Annotated in this window: 16 protein-coding genes and 1 pseudogene; 6 read left to right on the top strand and 11 right to left on the bottom strand. The window is 72.6% G+C overall.

Going from position 1 to position 21,105, the window contains the following annotated elements; translation table 11 throughout:
• Positions 1-279 precede the first annotated feature (279 nt).
• On the bottom strand, positions 280-1,062 hold the full coding sequence (locus tag ACIG3E_RS13860) for a GPP34 family phosphoprotein (protein ID WP_366791606.1): 783 nt from the start codon (positions 1,060-1,062) through the stop codon (positions 280-282).
• Between the two features lie 178 nt (positions 1,063-1,240).
• Here ACIG3E_RS13860 and ACIG3E_RS13855 point away from each other — a divergent pair, with 178 nt between their 5' ends.
• The gene (locus tag ACIG3E_RS13855) at positions 1,241-3,847 is read left to right on the top strand and encodes a D-alanyl-D-alanine carboxypeptidase (RefSeq protein ID WP_399615271.1); all 2,607 of its coding nucleotides are present in this window, start codon (positions 1,241-1,243) and stop codon (positions 3,845-3,847) included.
• A gap of 91 nt (positions 3,848-3,938) precedes the next feature.
• On the opposite strand, the gene ACIG3E_RS13850 is transcribed toward ACIG3E_RS13855, so the two are convergent.
• The 3 genes from ACIG3E_RS13850 to ACIG3E_RS13840 form a co-directional block, all read right to left on the bottom strand.
• Positions 3,939-5,603: a hypothetical protein gene (locus tag ACIG3E_RS13850; protein ID WP_399615269.1), complete on the bottom strand. Its 1,665-nt coding sequence runs from the start codon at positions 5,601-5,603 to the stop codon at positions 3,939-3,941.
• Positions 5,604-5,946: 343 nt separating this feature from the next.
• Positions 5,947-6,873, bottom strand: coding sequence for a MerR family transcriptional regulator (locus ACIG3E_RS13845; protein WP_399615267.1), 927 nt, complete (start codon positions 6,871-6,873; stop codon positions 5,947-5,949).
• Positions 6,874-6,902: 29 nt separating this feature from the next.
• Positions 6,903-8,828 carry a transglycosylase domain-containing protein gene (locus ACIG3E_RS13840; protein WP_399615265.1) on the bottom strand — a complete coding sequence of 642 codons (1,926 nt, stop codon included), beginning with the start codon at positions 8,826-8,828 and terminating at the stop codon, positions 6,903-6,905.
• Positions 8,829-9,107: 279 nt separating this feature from the next.
• On the opposite strand from ACIG3E_RS13840, the gene ACIG3E_RS13835 reads away from it, so the two are divergent.
• The 3 genes from ACIG3E_RS13835 (at position 9,108) to ACIG3E_RS13825 (ending at position 12,866) form a co-directional block, all read left to right on the top strand.
• A complete protein-coding gene (locus ACIG3E_RS13835) occupies positions 9,108-10,070 on the top strand; it encodes a DUF1648 domain-containing protein (RefSeq protein WP_399615263.1) in 963 nt (320 codons plus the stop codon).
• Between the two features lie 379 nt (positions 10,071-10,449).
• Positions 10,450-11,646 carry a GNAT family N-acetyltransferase gene (locus tag ACIG3E_RS13830; protein ID WP_399615800.1) on the top strand — a complete coding sequence of 399 codons (1,197 nt, stop codon included), beginning with the start codon at positions 10,450-10,452 and terminating at the stop codon, positions 11,644-11,646.
• 2 nt (positions 11,647-11,648) lie between these two features.
• Complete coding sequence (locus ACIG3E_RS13825) at positions 11,649-12,866, top strand: DegT/DnrJ/EryC1/StrS family aminotransferase (protein ID WP_399615261.1); 1,218 nt, start codon at positions 11,649-11,651, stop codon at positions 12,864-12,866.
• Here the strand turns inward: ACIG3E_RS13825 and ACIG3E_RS13820 are convergent.
• From ACIG3E_RS13820 to ACIG3E_RS13790, 7 genes and pseudogenes are all read right to left on the bottom strand, one after another.
• Positions 12,859-13,392, bottom strand: coding sequence for a hypothetical protein (locus tag ACIG3E_RS13820; RefSeq protein ID WP_399615259.1), 534 nt, complete (start codon positions 13,390-13,392; stop codon positions 12,859-12,861). The genes ACIG3E_RS13825 and ACIG3E_RS13820 overlap by 8 nt on opposite strands.
• A gap of 40 nt (positions 13,393-13,432) precedes the next feature.
• Positions 13,433-14,105, bottom strand: a pseudogene (locus ACIG3E_RS13815) (nucleotidyl transferase AbiEii/AbiGii toxin family protein).
• The gene (locus ACIG3E_RS13810) at positions 14,102-14,635 is read right to left on the bottom strand and encodes a flavoprotein (RefSeq protein ID WP_399615257.1); all 534 of its coding nucleotides are present in this window, start codon (positions 14,633-14,635) and stop codon (positions 14,102-14,104) included. Before ACIG3E_RS13810 ends, ACIG3E_RS13815 begins: the two are co-directional and overlap by 4 nt.
• 69 nt (positions 14,636-14,704) lie before the next feature.
• The gene (locus ACIG3E_RS13805) at positions 14,705-15,601 is read right to left on the bottom strand and encodes an alpha/beta hydrolase (protein WP_399615255.1); all 897 of its coding nucleotides are present in this window, start codon (positions 15,599-15,601) and stop codon (positions 14,705-14,707) included.
• 70 nt (positions 15,602-15,671) lie between these two features.
• Complete coding sequence (locus ACIG3E_RS13800; protein ID WP_399615253.1) at positions 15,672-16,076, bottom strand: nuclear transport factor 2 family protein; 405 nt, start codon at positions 16,074-16,076, stop codon at positions 15,672-15,674.
• Positions 16,077-16,160: 84 nt separating this feature from the next.
• Positions 16,161-17,108 carry a hypothetical protein gene (locus ACIG3E_RS13795; RefSeq protein ID WP_399615251.1) on the bottom strand — a complete coding sequence of 316 codons (948 nt, stop codon included), beginning with the start codon at positions 17,106-17,108 and terminating at the stop codon, positions 16,161-16,163.
• 314 nt (positions 17,109-17,422) lie between these two features.
• A complete protein-coding gene (locus tag ACIG3E_RS13790; RefSeq protein ID WP_399615249.1) occupies positions 17,423-18,427 on the bottom strand; it encodes an AraC family transcriptional regulator in 1,005 nt (334 codons plus the stop codon).
• Between the two features lie 270 nt (positions 18,428-18,697).
• Between ACIG3E_RS13790 and ACIG3E_RS13785 the strand changes: the two genes are divergently transcribed.
• Together ACIG3E_RS13785 and ACIG3E_RS13780 are read left to right on the top strand one after the other, a co-directional pair.
• Positions 18,698-19,432 (top strand): family 16 glycosylhydrolase, encoded by a 735-nt coding sequence (locus tag ACIG3E_RS13785; protein ID WP_399615247.1) that lies wholly within the window; start codon positions 18,698-18,700, stop codon positions 19,430-19,432.
• 182 nt (positions 19,433-19,614) lie between these two features.
• Positions 19,615-20,778, top strand: a complete 1,164-nt coding sequence (locus tag ACIG3E_RS13780; RefSeq protein ID WP_399615245.1) for a PHB depolymerase family esterase — start codon at positions 19,615-19,617, stop codon at positions 20,776-20,778.
• The last annotated feature ends 327 nt before the right edge of the window (positions 20,779-21,105 follow it).

Below are 21,105 nucleotides of genomic sequence, written 5' to 3'. Positions count from 1 at the left end.
GTGCGGGTGCGCCTTACGGTGCTGAGGCGCGGGGTGCGTCACACGGTGCGGGTGACGCGGTGCCGCGTGCGTGTGCGCGCCGGGTGGGCGCGCGTGCCGCGGGTGCTGCCTGTGCTGGGTGCTGCGGTGCTGGGCGCCGCGGCCGGTGCGGGCCGTGCGCTCGCGGTGCCGGACCCGGTGCCGGTGCCGGTGTCGGCGGCCGTACCGGTCCCGGTGTGTGCTCGTGCTGTGCCGCGGCCGTGCCGCCCGGGGATCGGCTCCCCGTGCGTGGCCGCTCGATCAGTGGGCCACCGCGCGGGCCATGGCTCCCGCACCCCGGCGCGGCTGCATCGGCACCCTGCCGGGTTCCGTCGCCGCCCTCGCCGTCGTGCGTGCGGGCGGCCGTGCGCCCTGCGGTTGTCCCTGCCCCGCCGTCGCGGGGCTGCGGCGGGGCTGCGCCGCCACGCCGTTCTGGACGTCCATCACGGCGTGTGCCACGAGGCCGCCCATGGGGTCGTGCCGGATCAGGTCCCGCAGCCGGGAGCGGGACGATCGTCCCTCGTTGCCCGGATACAGGTGCTTGCCGAGGCCGACCGCGTGGGCCAGCGCGGCGAGCGCCGCGGTCCGTGGGTCCGGCGGTACGCCGGTGCGGATCGCCGAGTCCAGCCGGGACCTGATCTCCCGGCTGATGGCCGTGTCCGTCGCCTGGTAGCGAGTCGTCGGCAGCACTCCGCACATCTGGCCCGCCACGGCATGCACCATGCCGCACCGCTCCAGGTGCGAGAGGTAGGTCTGGCGCAGCCCCAGGCGGGGCCCGCCGATCCAGTGGACCGCCCGGACCGGGCTGCCGCGCCTGCGCAGCAGCTCCAGTGCGGAGTCCAGAGTCGGATCTCCCGTCGGCCGTGGCATCACCACGGCGATACGATCCCCGTCAGGGGCTATCCGTCCGGCCAGCGCCAGCTCCACTAGCTGTGCTCCGGCCAGACCGAGGTCGAGCGACTGCGGCTGCGCTGTGGTACCCGTGGCCGGGTCCAGAGCGAGCAGCAGAAGCTCCTCCGGAATTGTTCTGCGGCTCCTGCCCATCCATGCCTCCCCGCGTGGATGAATGACAGGGTGACCCCTCTCACATTGGTCTGTCGAGAGCGCGTGGGCGGTACGTACGGGAACCAGTAGGTATGTCGTTCTCGTCTACCACGGGGGTTAAGCCCTCACACAGGACACTGGTACATGGTTCGGACAGTGGGTCCGGGCCTCGGTCGGTGTGGCGACGCACGGCGAGTACGGCGAGTACGAGGAGGAATCGGTGGCGGGCGAGTACCCCGACAGTTCGAAGACGGTTTCTGGCGGGGGCGCCTCTGAGGACGACGCGGCCGCCTCGCCCCCCACGCCCCCCTCGGCCGGTGCGGCCAACGGGGACGCGCGCCTGCGGAACGCGGTGGCGGCGTGGGTCGCCACGGCGGCCGAGGGCGGCGAGGGCGAGAGCGGTTCACCGGCCGGAGGTGACGTTTCCGCTGAGGCGTCCGACACGGTGGGCGAGGGCGCCGCCGACGCCGTGGACCGGGCCTCGGGCGAGGGCGTGGCGGAGCCGGGCTCCGGTGACGCGCCGAAGTCCGACACGGCCACGGCTGTGTTCCGGACCGACCGGCCGCGGGTCGAGACCTCTGGCGACGGCGGCGCCGACGCGGGTGAGCCTCCCGCCGACAAGGCGACGGCGGTGTTCAAGACCGTGCCGTCGTGGGCGAAGAAGGACGAGGCCGAGGACGCCGCCGCGGCCACCGAGCCGGGCGACGCGAAGCCGGGTGAGGGCAAGGCGGCTGCCGCCGACCCGCGTACCTCGCGCGACGCCGAGTCCGGCGAAGCCAGGTCCGGCGAAGCCGACAAGAGCGGCGCGGCCGAGCCGGGCACCGCCAAGCCGGATGCCGCCGGGTCCGGCGACGCCAAGGCGGGCGGTGCCAGGTCCGGCGACGCCAAGGCGGGCGGCGCCAAGTCCGGCGTCTCCCAGCCGGAGGGCGGCAGGCCGGAAGGCGGCAGGCCCGAAGGCGCCGAGCCGGAAGGCTCCAAGTCCGGCGTCTCCCAGCCGGAGGGCGGCAAGCCGGAAGGCGGCAGGCCCGAAGGTGGCAGGCCGGAAAGCACCAGGCCGGAAGGCGGCAGGCCGGAAGGCTCCAAGCCCGGCGTCTCCAAGCCGGAAGGCGGCAAGCCCGAAGGCGGCAGGCCGGAAGGCTCCAAGCCCGGCGACTCCAAGCCCGAAGGCGGCAAGCCGGAAGGTGGTGAGCCCGTTGATCAGGCCACCGCCGTCTTCAAGGCCGTCAAGCCCACCGGCACCGGTACTCGTGGGGTCGACCAGCCCACCACCATGCTCAAGCTCGGCGACGCGAAGCCCAAGCCCAAGCCCGAGTCCGAGTCCGAGTCCGAGCGGACCAGTAAGTTCGTCGCGCTGAAGCCGCTCGACGAGCCGCGTGCCGCGCCCGAGCGGAAGGCACCGCCGCAGGGCGAGCCCAAGGCCCCGGCCGCCCCGGCCCCCGCGCAGGAGGCCGCCCCGGCCCCCGCGGAGCGGACCACCCAGCAGCCGTTGCCGCCCAAGCCGCCGCTCGACCTGCTCGCCGAGCTGACGAACACGCCGCCGCCCCCGGAGACCCCGGCCCGCACCCTCGTACGGCGGTTCAAGATCTGGACGCCCCTCGTGCTGCTCCTGGCGATTGTGTTTGCAGTCGTACAGGCCGTACGCCCGCTCCCGGACGGGAAGCTCAGCATGACCGCCAAGGAGACGTTCTCCTTCGGCGGCGGCAAGCCCTCGATCCCTTGGCCCGCCGACGGCCAGGCGGCCATGGACGTCGACGGCATCGGCACCTTCGGCACCTCGGGCAAGCCGAAGCCCGTGCCGATCGCGAGCATCGCGAAGGTGATGACGACGTATCTGATCCTGCGCGACCACCCCATCAAGAAGGGGACGGAGGGCAAGACGCTCACCGTCGACGCCCAGGCGCAGCGCCACTACGAGAAGGGCAAGCCGGAGAACGAGTCCGTGGTCAAGGTGACCGAGGGCCAGAAGATCTCCCAGTACGAGGCCCTCCAGGCCGTCATGCTGCCGTCCGCCAACAACGTCGCGCGGATGCTCGCGCGCTGGGACAGCGGCGGTGACGAGAAGAAGTTCGTGGCCAAGATGAACGAGACGGCCAAGGAACTCGGCATGAAGAACACCCACTACACGGACCCCAGCGGCCTCGACAAGACCACCGTGTCGACCGCCGAGGACCTGGTGAAGCTCGGCCGGGTGGCGATGGAGAACCAGACGTTCAAGGAGATCGCCCGCCAGCCGAAGTACGAGGACGTCAACGGCGACGAGCAGAAGAACTACTTCGGCCTCGTCCCGACGGTCGCCATCGGCATCAAGACCGGCACCACCACGGCCGCGGGCGGCAACATCCTGTTCGCCGCGGAGAAGAAGGTCGGCGGCAAGACCCAGGTGATCATCGGCGCGGCCCTGGCCCAGTTCGGCAAGCCGGGCGTCGCCAACATCGACCAGGTCACGAACGTCGTGAAGGACCTGATCAGCGGCGGCCAGGACGCGCTCACGGCGAAGACCGTGGTGAAGAAGGGCACGGTCGTCGGCCACGTCGACGACGGCCTCGGCGGCGAGACGCCGGTCGTCACCACCAAGGACGTCACGGCCGTCGGCTGGTCAGGGCTGACCGCGAAGCTGGAGCTCACTGACGGCGGCAAGAAGGTCCCGCACACGGCGAAGAAGGGCACGAAGGTCGGCGTCCTGTCCGTGGGCGACGGCACCGACGGCGCCATCAAGGTGCCGGTGGCCCTGGCGAAGGACCTCGCGGAGCCGGGCCTGGGCGCGAAGCTCACGCGGATCGGCTGACGGAGCGCGGGAGCCCAAGCCGAAGGGGTGGGGGCGAGCCTTGAAGGCTCGCCCCCACCCCTTCGCCGTACTCCGGGTCAGTACGTGCGGGTCAGTCCTTGTCGTCCTCGGGCGCGCAGCGCGGCTGCGGGCCCGAGGGGCCGCTGTAGTTCGAGCCGATGCGCACCTCGCCGGGCTTGGTGACGGTCAGGCGGGTGAAGTCGCCGTCCTTGCGCAGGCAGGCGCCCTCGGCCCACAGCCACGGCGAGTAGGCGACGCGGACGATGACGGAGCCGGGCCGCGGCATCCGGACGGTCATGTTGGCGCCGTCGGCGGCGACCAGGGTGCCGGGCTTGTCGACGAGCGGCACCGGGTCCTTGACCCGGTAGATCCGCCAGTTGTCGTCGTGCCAGACCTCCTTGAGGTAGCTCGGCCCGCTGGTCACGAGGTTGTGCTCGCGCTCGGCGGCGCCGTCCGGCACGCTGTCGCCCTTGTAGAGCACCACGAAGCCGACGGCCCACTGGTTCAGCCACTGGCGGTAGGAGGCGGAGGAGAAGGCGCCCTCCTTCACCTCGGAGACCGGGCGGCCCTCGTAGAAGAGGCGGCCGCGCTCGACGTCGGCCTGGCGGTTCCAGCCGCGCGCCATGTTGATGTACGGCGACAGGACGGCGGCCTCGCGGTGGTCGCGGGCCGGGACGACCTCGACGCGGGTGCGGTCGGCACCGAGCCGCTTGAGCTCCTTGACGACGCCGTCGGTCTTCACGGCCCAAGTCGGCACCTTCGTATAGTCCACTATGTCGGAGGTCGTCTTGATCGACACCCAGATGAGGGACAGGGCGACGGCGCTGATGAGCAGGGCGTGCCGCCAGATCAGGGCGGGCCTGCCGTTGGGCTTGAGCAGCGGGCCGCGCGGGAAGTCGCGGTTCAGGACGGCGGCGAGCACTATGGCCGGGGCCGCGAGCTCCGCGAGCCGCTCGACGTTCGTGCCGATCGGCGTGGGGATGATCCAGGTCAGCACGACGCCGACCGCGTACACGGCGGCACCGAGCTTGAGCAGCCGCCAGGCGGGCGGCGCGGCCAGGATGACGACCAGGCAGAGCAGCACCGGCGGGAAGATCCGGACGAACGCCATCGGCTGCTCGCCCTCGAAGGGGAACAGCCAGGTCGTGAGGCCCACGACGGCGAACGGCGGCAGGATCAGGGCGAGCGCCTTGCCCCACTCCCGCGACAGCAGATAGGCGGCGCCCACCACGACGATGAACAGGCCCGCCACCGGGCTGCCCATGGCCGCGAGCGCCGCGCAGGCCACGGCGGCCGCGAGCCTGCCGCGGCCGACCTTCCCCGAGGCGGCGAGGACGGCCCCGACGCCGAAGGCCACGCCCAGCATGAAGGTGGCGCGCCCGCACACCACCTGGCACCACAGGGAGAAGCCGACGATGATCGCGGGCCACAGGGGCCTGCGGATGCCGACGCGCGTGATGAGCGCGACGGCCATCCAGGTCGAGGCGAGGCCCGAGGCCATCGCCACGGTCCGCACGCCGAAGGCCGCCATGAGGTAGGGCGAGATCACGCTGTAGTTGGCGGTGTGCACTCCGCCGTACCAGAAGAGCCCGTACGCCGAGCCCGGGTAGCGCCGGACGAAGCCCGCCCAGGCCTGCTGCGCCGCGAGGTCGCCGCCGCCCGTCGCGAAGACCGTCCACCACAGCGCGTAGAGCGGCAGTAGACCCAGCGTGATCATCAGCGGCAAGCGGTAGCGCCAGTACCAGGGCTCCCTCATGTCACTCCCCTGATGGGTCCGGGAGAGTGTCGGCGGAGACAGTTCGGCAGAGGCCACGGGCGGCGATCCGTTCGGCTGGCGGGGTCAACTCCTTCGGAGTAGACGCTAACCGCTGCGGAATGGTTGGCGGACGGCGACCCCGGGGCCAGGTATCCGCCAGTATGCGACCGATCGCGGACGGTCGCAGTACATCCATGTCAGAAGCGTCCCGGCCTGTGCGGGAGCGGGTGGAGGGGCCTTGTGGAGGGGGTGCCGACGGCCCTGCTATTTGCGCACGTGTATTTGCTCACAAAGGGTGTCCGCGAGGTGCGGGAGGGTGGGCGGCGTGCGGAGGAGGGCGCGGTCAGCGCACGGGATAGGCCACGTCGCACACCTCGTCCTCGGGCCCGGCCGCGTCCCAGTCCGCGAAGTACACCTCCCGGCACGGCCCGGTGCAGACGAGCCCCTCGCGGGTGATCCACTCCTCCACCGTGTCGAACGCGGCGAGGATCTGCGGATAGGCCACCTGCGCCTTGGTGATGCGGACGTACGCCATCCGGTACGCGGGCTCCACCCGGGCGGTGAGGCCCTGGGCCCGGCCCCGCTCCCTGACCCAGGCGCGGGCCGCCTCCAGGTCGGCGACGGGCACGCAGGCCTCGGCGGGCCCGTCGCTCTCCTCGCTGACGGCGGAGTGGTAGATCACGAACGGTGCCCCGGTGATCCCGCCGCACTCCTCGGCGGCGGCCCGTTCCAGGCGGCCGAGCGAGGCGCCGATCCACACCGGCAGCTCGTCGCTGACCAGGTGCCGGGTCTCGCTGAGGACGGGGGTGCCGGGCACCTCGACGATCTTGACCTCGAACGTTCCTGGCAAGGCGGTACTCCTTCCGGACAGGCGGCCGCGGAGGTATCCCACCAGGGTGCGCTGGGCGGCGTGCCGCTCCTCGACGCCCGCCCAGTAGCCGTCGAGCGCCGACGCGGCCCGCTCGCCGTCGAGCCGGACCACCGCCGCGATGTCCGCGAGCGGCATGTCCAGACGCCGCAGGAGCGCGACGGTCCTGGCCTGCTCGACCTGCTCGGGCAGGTAGGAGCGGTAGCCGGTCGCCGCGTCCACGTGCGCGGGCGTGAGCAGGCCCTGCCGGTCGTAGAGCCGCAGCGCCTTCGCCGAGAGCCGGGTGCGGCGGGCGAAGGTGCCGATGCTCAGCAGCCCGGCGGGCCTGCCGGAGCAGGGGCTTTCGGCGTCGTCCGTGCTGGCGGTGCCGTCCGTCCTGGCGGTGCTGACGGTGGGGTCCATGGGGGCCATCCTCGATGACCGTGAACGGGTCAGGGGGTGTCCGGGGCGGGCGCCCCGGCCCCGCCGACTCTGGACCCTGCCCCAGGGGCAAGGTCAATGCCGCGAAGGGCGTCCGTCCAGACGCGCTCGACCAGGGCGTTCCCGTACCGCGACCCCTTGCCGCCGACGCCGGACAGCGGCTGGAGCAGCGGGTCGCCCTTGCGCATCCTAAACAGCGTGACGGCCGTGGACACCTCGGGCGTGTACCCGGCGAACCAGGCGGAGCGCAGCCGGTCCCGGTCGGTGGTGCGGCCCGCCGCGACCGGGCGGCCGCGGGTGCTGGACACCCGGCCCAGGCTGTGGGTCGCCGCCCCGCGCAGCGCGTCGGCGACCTGCCCCGCGACCCGGGAGTCCAGGGCCCGCCGGGTGGGCGGCCGCTCCAGGCCCTCGATCTCCTCGCCGTCCTTCGTCACGGAGGTCACCGAGTACGGGTCGTGCTGGAGCCCGCCGCGCGCCAGCGTGCCGTACGCGCCCGCGAGCCGGATGGCGCTCGGCGTGGAGGTGCCGATGGCGAACATGTCCTCCTTCGGGCCCATGCTGGCGGGCAGCATCCCCGCGTCCACGGCGACCTCCCGCATCCGCTCCCAGCCGACCTGCTTGCCCAGGTGCAGATAGGTGGCGTGGCCGCCCTCGATCAGGGCCTGGCGCGGGGTCATCCCGGTGGCGCCCTTGCCGGTGTCGACGCCGTCCTGGAGGGCGGCGGCCAGGACGAACGGCTTGAACGCCGAGCCCGCGGGGACGCCGGAGGTGTCGGCGTTGTTGCTGAAGTGCCGGGTGGCGTCGGCGCCGCCGTACAGGGCGAGCACGGCCCCGTCCGAGGTCCGCACCGAGGCCGCGCCGATCTCCACACCGCGGTCCTGCTCGCGCCGCTCGGGGGCGAGGTCGCGGCGGGCCACGCCCTGCGCGGCCCGGGCGAGCTGGCGCACCCGGCGCTCGTCGAAGGTGGTGCGGATGCGGTAGCCGCCGCGGGCCAGGTCCTTGTCGGTGAGGCCGGTGCGCTGGCGGACGTATTTGTTGGCGATGTCGACGAGGTACCCGGCCTGCCCGTTGTGGGCGTTGAGGCTGGTGGAGCGCGAGCGCGCGAGCGGCTCGGGGAACGTGCGGTACCGCGCGCGCTCGGCCCTGCTCATCCGCCCGACCTCCACCTGCCGGTCCAGGATCCAGGCCCAGCGCGCCTTCGCCCGGCGGTGGTGGGCCGCGCTCACCGACGGGTCGTACAGCTCGGCGCCCTTCAACAGGGCGGCGAGGAAGGCGCCCTGGCTGGGGTTCAGCTTCCGCGCGGGGATGCCGTAGTAGGCGTGCGCGGCGGCCTCGATGCCGTACGCGCCGCGGCCGAACCAGCTGCTGTTCAAGTACCCCTGGAGGATCTCGTCCTTGCTCTTGCTCCGGTCCACCTTCAGGGAGATGACGAACTCCCTGACCTTGCGCGTCACCGTCTGGTCCTGCGAGAGGTAGGTGTTCTTCACGTACTGCTGCGTGATGGTGGAGCCGCCCTGCGTGTCGCCGCCGCTCGCCATGGACCCCACGGCCCGTAGCAGGCCCTTGGGGGAGACGCCCGAGTCGCTGTAGAAGCTGGCGTTCTCCGCGGCGATGGCGGCGTTGCGGACCGCCACGGGCACCTCGTCCAGCGGGATGTTCTGCCGGTTGACGTCCCCGGTGCTGACCAGCTGCGTGCCGTCGGCCCAGTAGTACACGTTGGCCTCCTGCTGCGCCGCCGCGTTCTCGTCGGGGATGTCGACGGCCGCGTAGACGTAGGCGAAGAGCCCGCCGATGGCGCCGCCGCACAGGCCGAACGCGCTGAGCCACTGCCGCCAGGAGGGCAGCCAGCGGCGCACCCCCCGCCGTCCGCGCCGCGGATAGTCGATGAGCCGACGCCGCCGCCGGTCCTTGGCGCCGCGCGCCGAGTGTGTGCCCATGCTTGAGGAGAAGTGAAAAACCTGTGTGAGGTTGACCGACGAGCTGTCAGCTCTTCGTAACAAGCCGCAGGTCAGGGCGTGTTGGCAGCAAACGGACGAATGGCGTCCGATGGGGCGAGCCGGTTTCTGTGCCCTGCCGCGCGGGCGGGTGGGCGCCGGGTGGGCGCCGGGTCTGGCCAGGCCCCTGCCGGACGCGGGGAGTTACGGTGAGAGTGACGTGACCTCGTCGGACTGAGCCGGACTGAGCCGGACCGAGTCGGGACTGAGCAAGGGGGAGCCGTGGGCGGCGCTGGGGCGGACCGGAGGAGCGGACGGCGGCCGTGGGGCGCCCTGGGCGCGGGCGCCGCGCCCCTGCTCCTGCTCCTCGCGCTGCCGCTCGCGGCGGCCCACCGGCTCCCCGACCGCCTCGCCACGCACTGGAGCGGCGGCTCCGCGCGCCCCGACGGCGCGATGCCGCTGTGGGCGGCGACGCTGTTCCCCGCGCTGAGCTGGACGGTCCTCGCCGGGGGCGCGCTGCTCGCGGGCCGCCGCGCCGACACCTGGCGCGCGGCCGTGCTGCTGCCCGCGGGCGTGGCCCTCGTCGGCGGACAGGCGGCGATCGTCCGGGCCAACGTGGACCACGCCGACTGGCGCGACGCGGAATCGGCGCCCGTGTGGGGCGTGGCCGTGGCGGTGGCCGCCGTGGCGGCAGCGGGCCTGGGCGTGCTGCTCGCTCGCCGTCGGCCGCCGGACGCCCCGGCGCGGGCCGCCGCCCCGCACGCGGAGCTCGCGCCCGGCGAGCCCGTCGACTGGGCGTCCCGCACGTCGAGCCCCTGGATGCACGCGCTCGCCGCGGTCTTCGGCGCGGGGGCGGTGGCCGCGGCCGTGGTGACGGTGGCCGGGCTCACCGACCCGCTGTGGCCGCTGGCCGCGCCCCTCGCCCTGGTCGCCGTCACCTGCCTGGCCTGCGCCTCCGTCGAGGCGGCCGTCACCGACGAGGGCCTGCGGGTCACGTTCGGCCCGCTCGGCTGGCCCGTGCGCCGGTGGGCCCCGCAGGCCATCGAGACCGCGTACGCGGAGCACCGCACGCCCGGCCAGGTCGGCGGCTGGGGCTACCGTCTGAGCGGCCTCGGCACGACGGTGATGTTGCGCGGTGGCGAGTGCCTGGTCGTACGGGCCAAGGGGAAGGCCTTCGCGGTGTCGGTGGACGACGCGGAGCGCGGCGCGGCGCTCCTGAACGCGATGACCGCGCGAACGCACTGAACGCGCTGGGCACGCGCCGTGCGCCGGGCGCGCGCAACCCCTGACGGCACCGCAGGCACCCTTGACAGGGTGCGTACTGCTTCGCCAGGTTTGAGCAGCGTCGGAACGGTTGGAGGACCGTCCGCCGGAGGGGCATGACGCGCACAGCGCCATGGGGGATTTGGGGGGAGGGGTCGCCCGTGCGATCCGTCAGGAAGGCTCCGCGCGCCCCGGGAACCCGGGCCGGGGCCAAGCGAATCCGGGCCGGGGCCGAGGGACTCCGGGCCGGTTCCGCAGGGCCGCCGCCCGCGGCCCGAGGCGCCGCCCCCGCGCGGCACCGCCCCCGCGTCCAGCACGTCGCCCGCGAGGCCGCACCGGCGCAGAAGGGCGGTTGACCGACGTGGACATCGAGATCCACAGACCCGAGAAGCTGACCGACTCCCTGCGCGCGGCCTGGTACCGGGCCATGGACGAGTCGCCCGACTACGCCAACCCCTTCCTGGCCCCGCAGTTCGCGGCGGGCATCGGCGGGCACCGGGGCGGGGCGCGGGTCGCGGTCCTGCGCGAGGCCGGCGAGGCCGTCGGCTTCTTCCCGTACGAGCGCAACGCCGTCGGCGTGGGCCGGGCCGTCGGCCTCGGCCTGTCCGACTGCCAGGCCCTCGTGCACCGCCCCGGAGTCACCTGGAACGCCCAGGAGCTGCTGCGCGCCTGCCGCCTCTCCGCCTTCGAGTTCGACCACCTGGTGGAGGAGCAGAAGCCCTTCGGCCGGTACGTCACGGGGATGTTCGACTCGCCCGTGATCGACCTGAAGGACGGCGACGACGACGTCGGCTACCCCGAGTGGCTGCGCGGCGCGTACCCGGGCATCGCCAAGACGACCCTGAAGAAGGAGCGCCGCCTGGGGCGCGACGCGGGCGAGATGCGCTTCGTCTTCGACGAGCGCGACCCCGCCCCGCTGCGTCAGCTCATGCGCTGGAAGTCCGCCCAGTACCGCAGGACGGGGCGCATGGACCGCTTCGCGCGGCCCTGGATAGTCGACCTGGTGCGGCACTTCTCCCAGGTCAGGGACGAGCACTTCACCGGCGTCCTCTCCGTCCTCTACGCGGGCGACCGCCCGGTGGCCGCGCACTTCGGGCCGCGGTCGCGCACGGTCTTCGCGTGCTGGTTCACCGCGTACGACCCCGACTTCCGCTACTACTCGCCCGGCCTGATCATGCATCTGCGCCTGGCCGAGGCGGCGCGCAGGGACGGGGTGCGGCTCATGGACCTGGGGCGCGGCGACAAGGAGTACAAGGACTGGCTCAAGACCCGCGAGCTGCGCGTCGGCGAGGGCTTCGCGACGCGCCCGCACCCGGTGGCCGCGGCGTACCGCCTGTGGCGCAGACCGGTGCGCGGGCTGCGGAACACGGTCCTGGCCCACCCCCGCCTCCGGGACCCGGCGGACCGCCTCCTGAAGACGGCGGGCGCCCTGCGCACGGGCGCGCCGGACCCCCGGCGAAGCCCCGAACGGAACGCACCCCAGGCACCACAGGCATCTCAAGCACCCCAGGCACCTCCTCAGCGCGACCCCCAACAGGCTCCTCGACGAAAGAGGTGACGATGCCGTACGGCTCACGGCTCGCCGCGACGATGACGCGGCGACTGGGACGCGAATGCGTCTACACGCCCTCGGCACGCCTGGCCCTCTACCTCGCGCTGCGGCGCTGGTGCAGGCCCGGCGCCCGGGTGCTGATGTCACCGGTGAACGACGACGTGATCCTCTTCGTCGTCCTCGCGGCGGGCCTGCGCCCGGTGCAGGCCCCGGTCTCCCCCTGGACGGGGAACATCGACCCGGCCGCCGTACCCGACGCCACCTGGGCATCCGTGGACGCGGTCCTCACCACGAACCTCTACGGCATGCCCGACCGCGTCGTCGAACTCAAGGCGCGCTGCGACGAACTGGGCATCCCGCTCTTCGAGGACGCCGCCCACGCGATCGGCACGCACGTGGACGGCCAGCCCGTCGGCACCTTCGGGAAGGCGGCGGCCTTCAGCCTGTCCAAGCACGTGGCGGGGATGGCGGGCGGATTCCTCGCCGTCGAGGACGCGCGCACCCGCCGTGAGCTCGAAGTGCTCCGCGACGACCTGCTGGTCCCCGGCCGCCTGCGCGAGGACGTGTACACGACCGTGCGTCCCCTCGCGCGTTCGGCCGTCCGCGGACTGCACCTGGTGCGCCCGGTGTGGCGCACCCTCCAGCGCCTCGGCCTCCTCGAACGCGACTCCTTCCGCATGCCCCTGCACGCGCCCCGCCTCTCCGGCTGCGCGCACCGGGCGCCGAACCTGTCCGCGTACGAGCCGTGGGTCCGGGTGGATCTGCACGGCTACCGGGCCCGCCACGGGGCCCTGGTGCGGGGGCAGTTGGAGCTGCGCATGGCCGGGCTCGACGCCGGGCTCACCCGGCGCAGGGCGGGGGTCGCCGAGCTCTCGGGGACCATCTGGGCCACGCCGGAGCTCCGCGCCCGCGCCACCGACGACGGCCCTCCGGCGCTCTTCCGCGCGCCCCTCCTGGTCCGCGACCGCGACGCGCTCGTGGACCGCCTGGTCCGGCGTGGCGTGGTCTGCGGCTACATCTACGACCCGCCGCTCGACGACTACGCGGGCGCCGAGTTCGTCGACCCGTCCCCCGACCCGACGGCCGCCCGCTGGTTCGCCTCCCACGTCCTGCCCGCCGACCCCCTCCTCGCCCACCACATCGCCACGGCCCTCACCAGGGAATCCGCCGCCCCGGCCCGCTACCCGACCCCGACGAGGGCCCGCCCGGCACCCGCGATCAACTGAGCCCCTGGGCGGCGCGGCCACGCGGCGGCTCGGTCCGCCCGACCCGCACCCAGCGCATGCGCGGCGGCTGAGCCACCCCGACGTCCTCGACGAGCTGGTGCCGCAGCTCGCTGGCACACCTGCGGACGGCCTCGGAGTCCGCGGCCGACACGGGGGAGTCCCCGGACTCCCCCGGCCCCGTCCGCAGGGCCTCGAACAACGCGTTCTGCAGGTCGAGATACAGCGCCTTCGCGGCGGGCGTGAGGTACATGCCCCCGGCCCGCTCGCCGAAGTACCAGTCGTGGAACTCCCGGCGGAAGCGCGCGAGATCGGCCCGCGAGGGCTCCTCTCCCCGCGGCCAGTACCGCGGCACGCACCGGGACACGTGGAACAGCTGCTCGTACCGTTCGAGCCGCCGGTCGCGCAGCGTCACGTCGTACGCGTGCTCCAACTGCATCAGCAGACCGGAGCGCGTCGTCACATAGCTCCCGACGGCACCGAGGAGACCGCCGAGGACCACGCCGACCAGCCCGATGACCACCGTCACGCGGACTCCCTTGGGCCGGGGCGAGCGGGGTGGCGCGGCGTCACGCGTCCTCCGGGGCGGCCAGTTCCTGGAGGCGTTCGGCGATGTCGTCCGCCCACTCCTGGGCCCACCGGCGGAGGGCGTCGACGGCCCCGGTGTCGAGGCCGCAGGAGGTGAACTCCCCGTCGTCGATCCACTCCGTGCCGCCCAGGCGGGCGTGGAGGTCGGTGAGGTCGAAGGCGTCGCGGGCGTGCCGACGGCCGAGTTCCTCCAGCTCGACGCGGCTCCAGCGGTCCGCGGCGGCCCGGACGTCGACGAGGTCGCGGGCGAGGCCGCGGTCGGCGAGGGCACGCACCTTGGTGCCGACCGTGTCCTCCAGGGACAGCACGAGGCCGTACGCGCTCAGCACCGGCGGCCGCCAGAAGGCCTCCTTCTGGACGTAGACCTCGCACTCACCCCCGCCGACCGGATCGGCCACGGCCATCCGCGCGGACAGCGGATCCGTCTCCCACCCCCACACGTCCCACCCGCGCCCCTCGATCCCCGTACACACCAGAGCGACGATGCCGTCCATCCCCTCAGGACTCTCGGTGGCGAACTCAAGCCCCCCACCGCACTCCCCGACGAGCCCGTGCGCCCGCACGGCACCCCCACCCGCGAGCACGAGCGGATAACGAGGCTCCCACCTCCAGCACATCCCCGACGAGCCGGAGCCGCGGGTCGGCGGGGCTCATGCGTGGCCTGCCAGCCGCTGCCGCGCGGCGTCGAGCGCGGCGTCCCACGGGTGGTCCGTCGCCGCGTCGGGGGTGAAGGCGTCCTCGCCGTGCAGGACCGTGACCCCTTGCTCCCGCAACTCTCCTATGCTCCGCTCCAGTTGCCGATGGCGGCCGTACGCGGCGCTGACGCACGGCACCGTCACCGTCGGAACACCCTTGCCGATGGCCTCGGCGGCGGTCCCCACCACGAAGTTCTGAGTGAGCCCGAGGGCCCAGGAGTTGATGCTGTTGAAGGTCGCGGGCGCGAAGAGGATCACATCAGCCCCGGGCCAGACGTCCGGCTCACCGGGAAGCGCGTACGCGCTGCGCACCGGGTGCCCGGTCAGCACGGCGAGCCCGTCCAGACTCCCCTCCAGCCACCGCGCCGCCGTCGGCGTCAGGCCGAGGCAGACGTCCCACCCATCGGCCTGCGCCGCCTCGATCACCTTCGCCACATCGAAGAGCGGCGGCGCGGCCGAGCCGAACAAGTACAGAGTCGGAGGGGTCATACACCCATCCCACCCCGACCAACGGATCATGCGCAACAGCCCCCGCGACCGCGGCTCCGGTGACGAGGATCAGCGCAGGCTCCGGGCGAAGTGGGCGGCTGCTGTGTCGGCGGCGAGGGTGACCTGGGGCTCGGCGTCGTAGAAGTCGAACTGCGTGCCCTGCGTCCACAGGATGTCCTTGGGGCCTGCGAGGCCGGAGTGGAAGCGGCGGGCTCCCTGCGGGATGGCGGCGCCCTCGCTGTGGACCAGCAGCGTCGGCTGGTGGATGCGCGGGGCGAGCGCGATGGAGTCGTAGGTGAGCCAGTCGGCCCAGGACATGACGGCGAAGCGGTTGGGCCAGGCGGGGATGGAGCCGCGCTCGGGGTTGAGGTAGAAGTCGATGTCGTACGGCATGGCGGCGCGTTCGTCGGTGGCGGAGACCACCGGAACGTAGTCGACCTCGCCGGTCTCGTCGTAGCGGGCGCGGGCCTCGCGGCCGGTCTTGATCTTCTCGGCGACCGCCGCCGCGCCGCCGTAGGCCTCCTCGACGACGGCGGCGTCGTGCAGCCACGGCGCCACGAGGGCCAGCGAGCGGACCCGGGGGTCGTGGGCGGCGTTGTCGGACATGTACATCGCGGCCGCGCAGATGCCGAGGGCGCCGAGCCGGTCGCCGTCGACCGCCTCGTGGGCGGCCAGGAAGGTCAGCGCGTGGTGGATGTCGCGGACCTTGCGGGCCGGGTCCTCCACGTCGCGCGGTTCGCCCCCGGACTCGCCGAAGCCGGTGAAGTCGAAGGACAGGGCGGCGTAGCCGCGGTCAGCGAGGCGTGCGGCGTACCGGTCGGCCATCAGCTCCTTGACGCTGGTCCAGGTTCCGGCGACGACGACGCCGGGCAGCGGGCCCGTGGCGTCGGCGCCTTGTGGCAGGAAGAGGTTTCCGGTGAGGGGGGCGCCCTCGCTGTCGAAGGTGACCTTGGTGGTGCGCGTCATGCGTACTCCAACGTGGCTGTGGTGATCGGTCCATCGGCGATGCCGAAGCGGTGGCGGGCGCGCGGTTTCCTCAGCGCTCGCCGTCGCTCCAGACCGCGGTCATCACCACGCCCGTGATGCGCCATCCGGCGCCGGTGCGGGCGAGGTCGAAGCGGTAGGTGCCGCCGAGCGTCCACAGGGAGTCGTCGGTCTTGCGGTGGGTGGCCTGGAAGGCCGCGGTGCACACCGCGCTGTCGCCGTCGACGGTGACGAGGTGGTTGCCGAGGAGGTGCTGGGTGGCGGCGTACGCGCCGAGGCCGGTCCGCCAGCCGTCGATGATCTGCGCCGGGGTGAGGGTGACGGGCTCGCCGCCGTTGAGGCTGGTGTAGTCCAGGGTCGCCTTGTCGGCGAACACCTCGGCCAGCTTGTCCCATGCGCGCTGGTCGGCGTACCAGGCCATGCGGGTGCAGGTGTCGATGACATCCAGTCGGTCCATGTGGATCATCATCGCCACGGGCACCGCCGCCCCACCCGGGGGAAACGCTGCACGGTCGGCTGCAGGATCCTGCACCGCGGCCCCTCACAACCAGCCCCGGTCCTTGGCGCGTTCGGCGAGCTGGAAGCGGGACGCGGCGCCCAGGCGGTCCATCAGATCGGCCACGTGCGCGCGGAACTTGCGTACGGAGATGTGGAGCGAGCGGGCCGCCGCCGCGTCGGTGCCGTGCCGGGTGAGGGCGTGCAGGACCTGCTGTTCGATGGGTGAGGGGGAGCGGTCGTCCAGGTCCCGGGCCCGTAACCACATGCCGTCGAAGACCTCCGCGAGCAGGGTGACGAGGCCGGGCTGACGGATGTGGAGGGCACCGGCGTACGGGTCGGCCGCGTCGGCCTGGACGAAGGCGACCTGGCGGTTGACGACGGCCAGGTACCGGACGGGTTCCGTCGTGACGCGGTGGAGGTGGCCCTGGGCGTGCAGCGTGCGCGCGTGGGCCTCCTGTTCGGGGTGGCGCAGGGCAGCGGCCGCGAGCAGGGTGCGGCTGCGCAGTCCTGCGGCAGGTGTACTCCGGTACGGCGTCGGCTCGTACGGGGCCGGGGCGTGGCCGGTGGGCTCGCGGTGGCCGGTGGGCTCGCGGTGGCCGTAGGGCCGCACGCACATGAACTCGCCCGGCTCGTCGGCGAGGAGGGCCCATACCCGGCGATTGACGGCGGCGGCGCTCTCGATGTTCTCGACCACCTGGACCGGTCGGCCGACGCGCTGCTCCTCCGAGAGTTCCACGACCACGTCCCAGGCCAGGGTGAGCCGGGCGAGCTGGAGCCGGGTCTGCTCGATGTGCCGCTGCACCAGCAGACCCACGGCGGCGGCAGGGCTCACGGCGGCCCCCTCGCCGTCCACCAGGCCGAGCTCCCGCAGCCGGGCGAGGGCGGGCCCGTCGGCGGCGGGGTCCGGCGGGGCGTGCGGAGCACGCAGGAGGCGGCGGTAGAGCCGTTCCTGTTCGTCGGTGAGGCCGAGGGTGGACAGGCCGCCGGTCATGCGTCTTCGGGCGTGGGACGGTGCGCCTGGCTGGTGCGCGGCACCGTGGCGGCGCGGGAGATCGAGGTGGTGGCGTTCGTCATGGCTTGCTCTCCTTCACATCTGCCTGGCTGGTGTCTTCACCGCACGGACGGACGGGGCAAGATGTGACATCCGGTCGGTTCCCACGCCAGGACGCGCGCGGTCTGCCGGTGCGCCGCGTCGAGGGGAGCCGCCGTTGTGCTCCGCGCGCCGTTGAGCGGCGCGCCACCGAGGATGCCGGGCCTTCGTCCGGCGTTGTTGCCGTTCCGTCCACGCCTTTCTTGGCGCTGCGTCTACAACTCCCCAGTCAGGGACCGGTGCCGGTGCTCCCTCGGCGACACCCCGTACGCGGCGCGGAAGGCGCGGGTGAAGGCGGAGGCGCGGGGCATGCCCCAGCGGGCGGCGATCTCCCGGATCGGCGTGGTGAGCAGCAACGGGTCCGCCAAGTCACGGTGGGCCAGCTCAAGGCGCCGGGCGCGGATCCAGGCGGCGACCGTCTCTCCGTCGGACTGCCGGGTGAAGACGCGGTGCAGATAGCTGAGCGAGACGCGGTGGGCGTCGGCGATCACGCCCGGCGTCAGCTCCGGGTCGTGCAGGTTCTCCCGGATGAACGCCCGGATCCGCTCCGCCAGGGCCTGTTGACACGCGTCCTCCGGCAGACCGGCCTCGGCGTCAAGCAGCTGGGCGAGCCAGACCGACACCAGGTCCAGTACGACCGTACCCAGGCGGGGCGCGTCGGACGGACGGAGGGACGGGGCCTGCCGCACGAGGCCCGTGAGGAAGTCGGCGAGCACCGCTCCCATGCCCTCCCGCCCCGACAACCCGCGCCCGAGCAGCTCCCGCACCCGGTGCGGCGGCAGCGGGAGCAGCACCTTGGGAAAGTCGACGGCCACGCCCTCGACGCGGTCCTCCGCGCCCCCCGCCGACTCGACCCGCTGCGACGACCGGACGTCGTAGGGCCGCGAGCCGTCCATCACACAGAGACCGCGGGGGCCGACCGTGGACGTCCGGCTCGTACTCCGGTTCAGCGCAAGGCCTCCCTTCAGCATGAGGGTGAGGTGGTAGAGCTCGGAGTCGGACCGACGTGCCATGCTCGCGCTCCTCAGGAAGCGCGTCGACGGGATGGACGTCCGCCATACGGTCACCGGCCCCAGCTCCAAGAGCCGCAGCTCAGCGCGGTAGTCCGCGGCATGCGCGCTGATCACATCGCACCTGCGCGTCCGGACAGCGAGCTCTCGCCAGCAGTCGAACCTGTCCTGCGCGGGCACGTCCTCGCTACGGAACACGGTCTGGATCACTGCCTCACTCCCCCCTCCGCCGAGCACCCGAACGACGGCCGATCATGATCCCTCCCCTCATTGAACCGACGGGAGCGGCGTCATGCGACACCTGAGGGCCGTCGGCGGTGGAGGGGCGGATGCCCACCTGGCTCGTTCAACTCCCGAAGTTATGCATCGACTCGTGCGACACATCTTGTCAACTCTCAAACGGACTCTTACAGTCCAGCGACAACGTGGAGCGCAGGATCGTTCCCGCGCCCCTTCTTTCATCCAAGCAATGGAGCTGCGATGACCCCCCACCTCGCCAGGCCGAGCCGCAGACGCATACTCGGTGCCGCACTGGCCGTGCCCCCCGCGCTGATGCTGGGCGCGCCGAGCGCAAGCGCCGCTTCCTGGGGCTCCCCCGTGACCGTCAACTCCTGGAACAAGATCAACGCCAGGTGGACCGCCAACAACGAGTTGCAGACGTACCGGCCGGACTGCGTCTGGTACGAGGGCAACACGCTGGTGATCAAGGCGTACAACGCCGGGGGCGGGGTCTACCACTCAGGCCGTGTGGAGTCGACGGCGCTGTACGGGTACGGCACGTACAGCTTCACCGCGAACATGCCCAACGGACGGGGACTGCTGCCAGCGGTATGGGCGGCGTACCTGAATCCGTGGCTGCCCGAGTTCGACGCCGCTGAAATCGTGGGACAGAACCCGGGGGTCGTCTACCAGACGTCCCACGACGTCAACAACGTCCAGCAGCAGTTCTCGAAGACGAACCCCTCCGGCTGGACGAACTCGTACCACCGGTATTCGTTCAGCTGGTTCCCGGACCACATCGACTTCGCCGTGGACGGCGCCATCACGGGCACCACCTGGTACCGGGCACCGTCCGGGACGGGCCTGCGCTTCATCGCCAACATCGCGGTCGGCGGCGACTGGCCCGGCAACCCGGACCCCTCCACCTGGGCCACCGCTGACGGCGCACGCTACCTCAGGATCTCCTCCATCACGCACACGCCGTACCACCCGTGAGGTGAACCCGCCTGCTCCGCCCATGAGGAGCTGACGCGATTTCAGCGTACTGGGGTGTCGAAGGGGGCGTCGAAGCGCTTCACTACGGTCACCACCCGGCCGCATCGGATTCCAGAAAGGGCACCGTCATGTCCCGGAAGTCCACCAAGCGAAGCGTCAGAGATGTACTGGTAACCCTGCTGATGGCGATCTCGCCCCTGATCGCGGCGCTCGTACTGACCGGCACCTCGGCCACCACCGCGTCGGCCGCGTCACTGACCGAGGTGACCAACTTCGGCAGCAACCCCGGAAACCTGCGGATGTACGTCTACAAGCCCGACAGCGCTCCGGCACGCCCGGCGGTCCTTGTGGCGGTGCACTACTGCACCGGCACGGGGCCCGCCTTCTACTCCAACACGGAGTTCGCCCGCCTGGCCGACCGGCACGGGTTCATCGTCGTCTACCCGGACGCGAACGTCAGCGGGCAGTGCTTCGACGTCTCCTCGCCCCAGGCGCTCAAGCACGACGGGGGCAGTGACCCCACGAGCATCGCCTCGATGGTCCGATACACCCTGCGGAACATGAACGCCGACCCCGGCCGGGTCTACGTCACCGGTGCCTCGTCCGGCGCGATGACGACGAATGTCCTGCTCGGCGACTACCCCGACCTGTTCAAGGCCGGTGCGGCGTTCGCGGGCGTACCGTTCGGCTGCTTCGCCACCACCGACGGCTCCGGCTGGAACAGCGCCTGCGCCAACGGCCGGATCACCAAGACCCCGCAGGAGTGGGGCGACCTCGTCCGGAACGCCTACCCGGGGTACACCGGCCCCCGGCCGCGGATGCAGCTGTGGCACGGTACCGAGGACGCCACGCTGCGTTACCCGAACTTCGGTGAAGAGATCAAGCAGTGGACCAACGCGCTCGGGGTCAGCCGGACCCCGGTCTCCACCGACTCCCCGCAGTCCGGCTGGACCCGCACCCGATACGGCTCCGCCACCGCGCAGGCACCGGTCGAGGCGATCAGCGTCCAGGGCGTCGGACACACCCTGCCCACCAGCGGCATGGCGGCCCGGGCCATCACCTTCTTCGGCCTCGACCGCTCCGGCGGGGGCACCACGGGTCCGGTCCACGCCACCGGTTCCGGCAAGTGCCTGGACGCGCCCGGCTCTTCACGGACCAACGGCACCCAGACGCAGATCCGGAACTGCAACGGCGGCACCAACCAGGCCCGGACCAGCACGTCGACTAGGCAGCTCACCATCTACGGCGGCGCGAAGCGCCTCGACGCGACCGGCACCGCGGCCGGCGCCAAAGCCGCGATATGGGACTGCAACGGCGGTGCCAACCAGCAGTGGCACCTCGGCTGACACCACGGCCTCACACTGCGCCCGAAGGTCCGCTCGTGCAAACGGCCCCCCGGACGAGGAGTCCCGGGCGCGAGTGGAGCCGTCCCTGGGAAGAGCTGTACGCGTGGTGCTCCCGGCAGGATTCGAACCTGCGACACCTGCTTTAGGAGCGGGATTGGATCCTTGCCGGGAGGACTGGCCGTTCTGTGCGGTGCCGTTTCCCTTGGTCAGAACCGCGCGGCGAGCCACTTGATCCGGATTATGCCGTCGTGTGTCGGGCCGTCCGCTCACGCATCGTCACGCGCTGCCAACTGCTGAGCAGCGCGTGGGTCAGATCTGGCCGAGGTC

The sequence above is a fragment of the Streptomyces sp. NPDC053474 genome, assembly GCF_044544845.1.
Taxonomy (GTDB): Bacteria; Actinomycetota; Actinomycetes; order Streptomycetales; family Streptomycetaceae; genus Streptomyces.
This window is presented reverse-complemented; position numbering and strand designations above follow the sequence as displayed.

Bases quoted from the DNA above. Each gene is read 5' to 3' on its own strand.
- ACIG3E_RS13800 (WP_399615253.1), bottom strand. From the start codon at position 16,076: ATGGACCGACTGGATGTCATCGACACCTGCACCCGCATGGCCTGGTAC.
- ACIG3E_RS13795 (WP_399615251.1), bottom strand. From the start codon at position 17,108: ATGACCGGCGGCCTGTCCACCCTCGGCCTCACCGACGAACAGGAACGG.
- ACIG3E_RS13780 (WP_399615245.1), top strand. From the start codon at position 19,615: ATGGCGATCTCGCCCCTGATCGCGGCGCTCGTACTGACCGGCACCTCG.
- ACIG3E_RS13860 (WP_366791606.1), bottom strand. From the start codon at position 1,062: ATGGGCAGGAGCCGCAGAACAATTCCGGAGGAGCTTCTGCTGCTCGCT.
- ACIG3E_RS13845 (WP_399615267.1), bottom strand. From the start codon at position 6,873: ATGGACCCCACCGTCAGCACCGCCAGGACGGACGGCACCGCCAGCACG.
- ACIG3E_RS13785 (WP_399615247.1), top strand. From the start codon at position 18,698: ATGACCCCCCACCTCGCCAGGCCGAGCCGCAGACGCATACTCGGTGCC.
- ACIG3E_RS13805 (WP_399615255.1), bottom strand. From the start codon at position 15,601: ATGACGCGCACCACCAAGGTCACCTTCGACAGCGAGGGCGCCCCCCTC.
- ACIG3E_RS13850 (WP_399615269.1), bottom strand. From the start codon at position 5,603: ATGAGGGAGCCCTGGTACTGGCGCTACCGCTTGCCGCTGATGATCACG.
- ACIG3E_RS13840 (WP_399615265.1), bottom strand. From the start codon at position 8,828: ATGGGCACACACTCGGCGCGCGGCGCCAAGGACCGGCGGCGGCGTCGG.
- ACIG3E_RS13825 (WP_399615261.1), top strand. From the start codon at position 11,649: ATGCCGTACGGCTCACGGCTCGCCGCGACGATGACGCGGCGACTGGGA.
- ACIG3E_RS13810 (WP_399615257.1), bottom strand. From the start codon at position 14,635: ATGACCCCTCCGACTCTGTACTTGTTCGGCTCGGCCGCGCCGCCGCTC.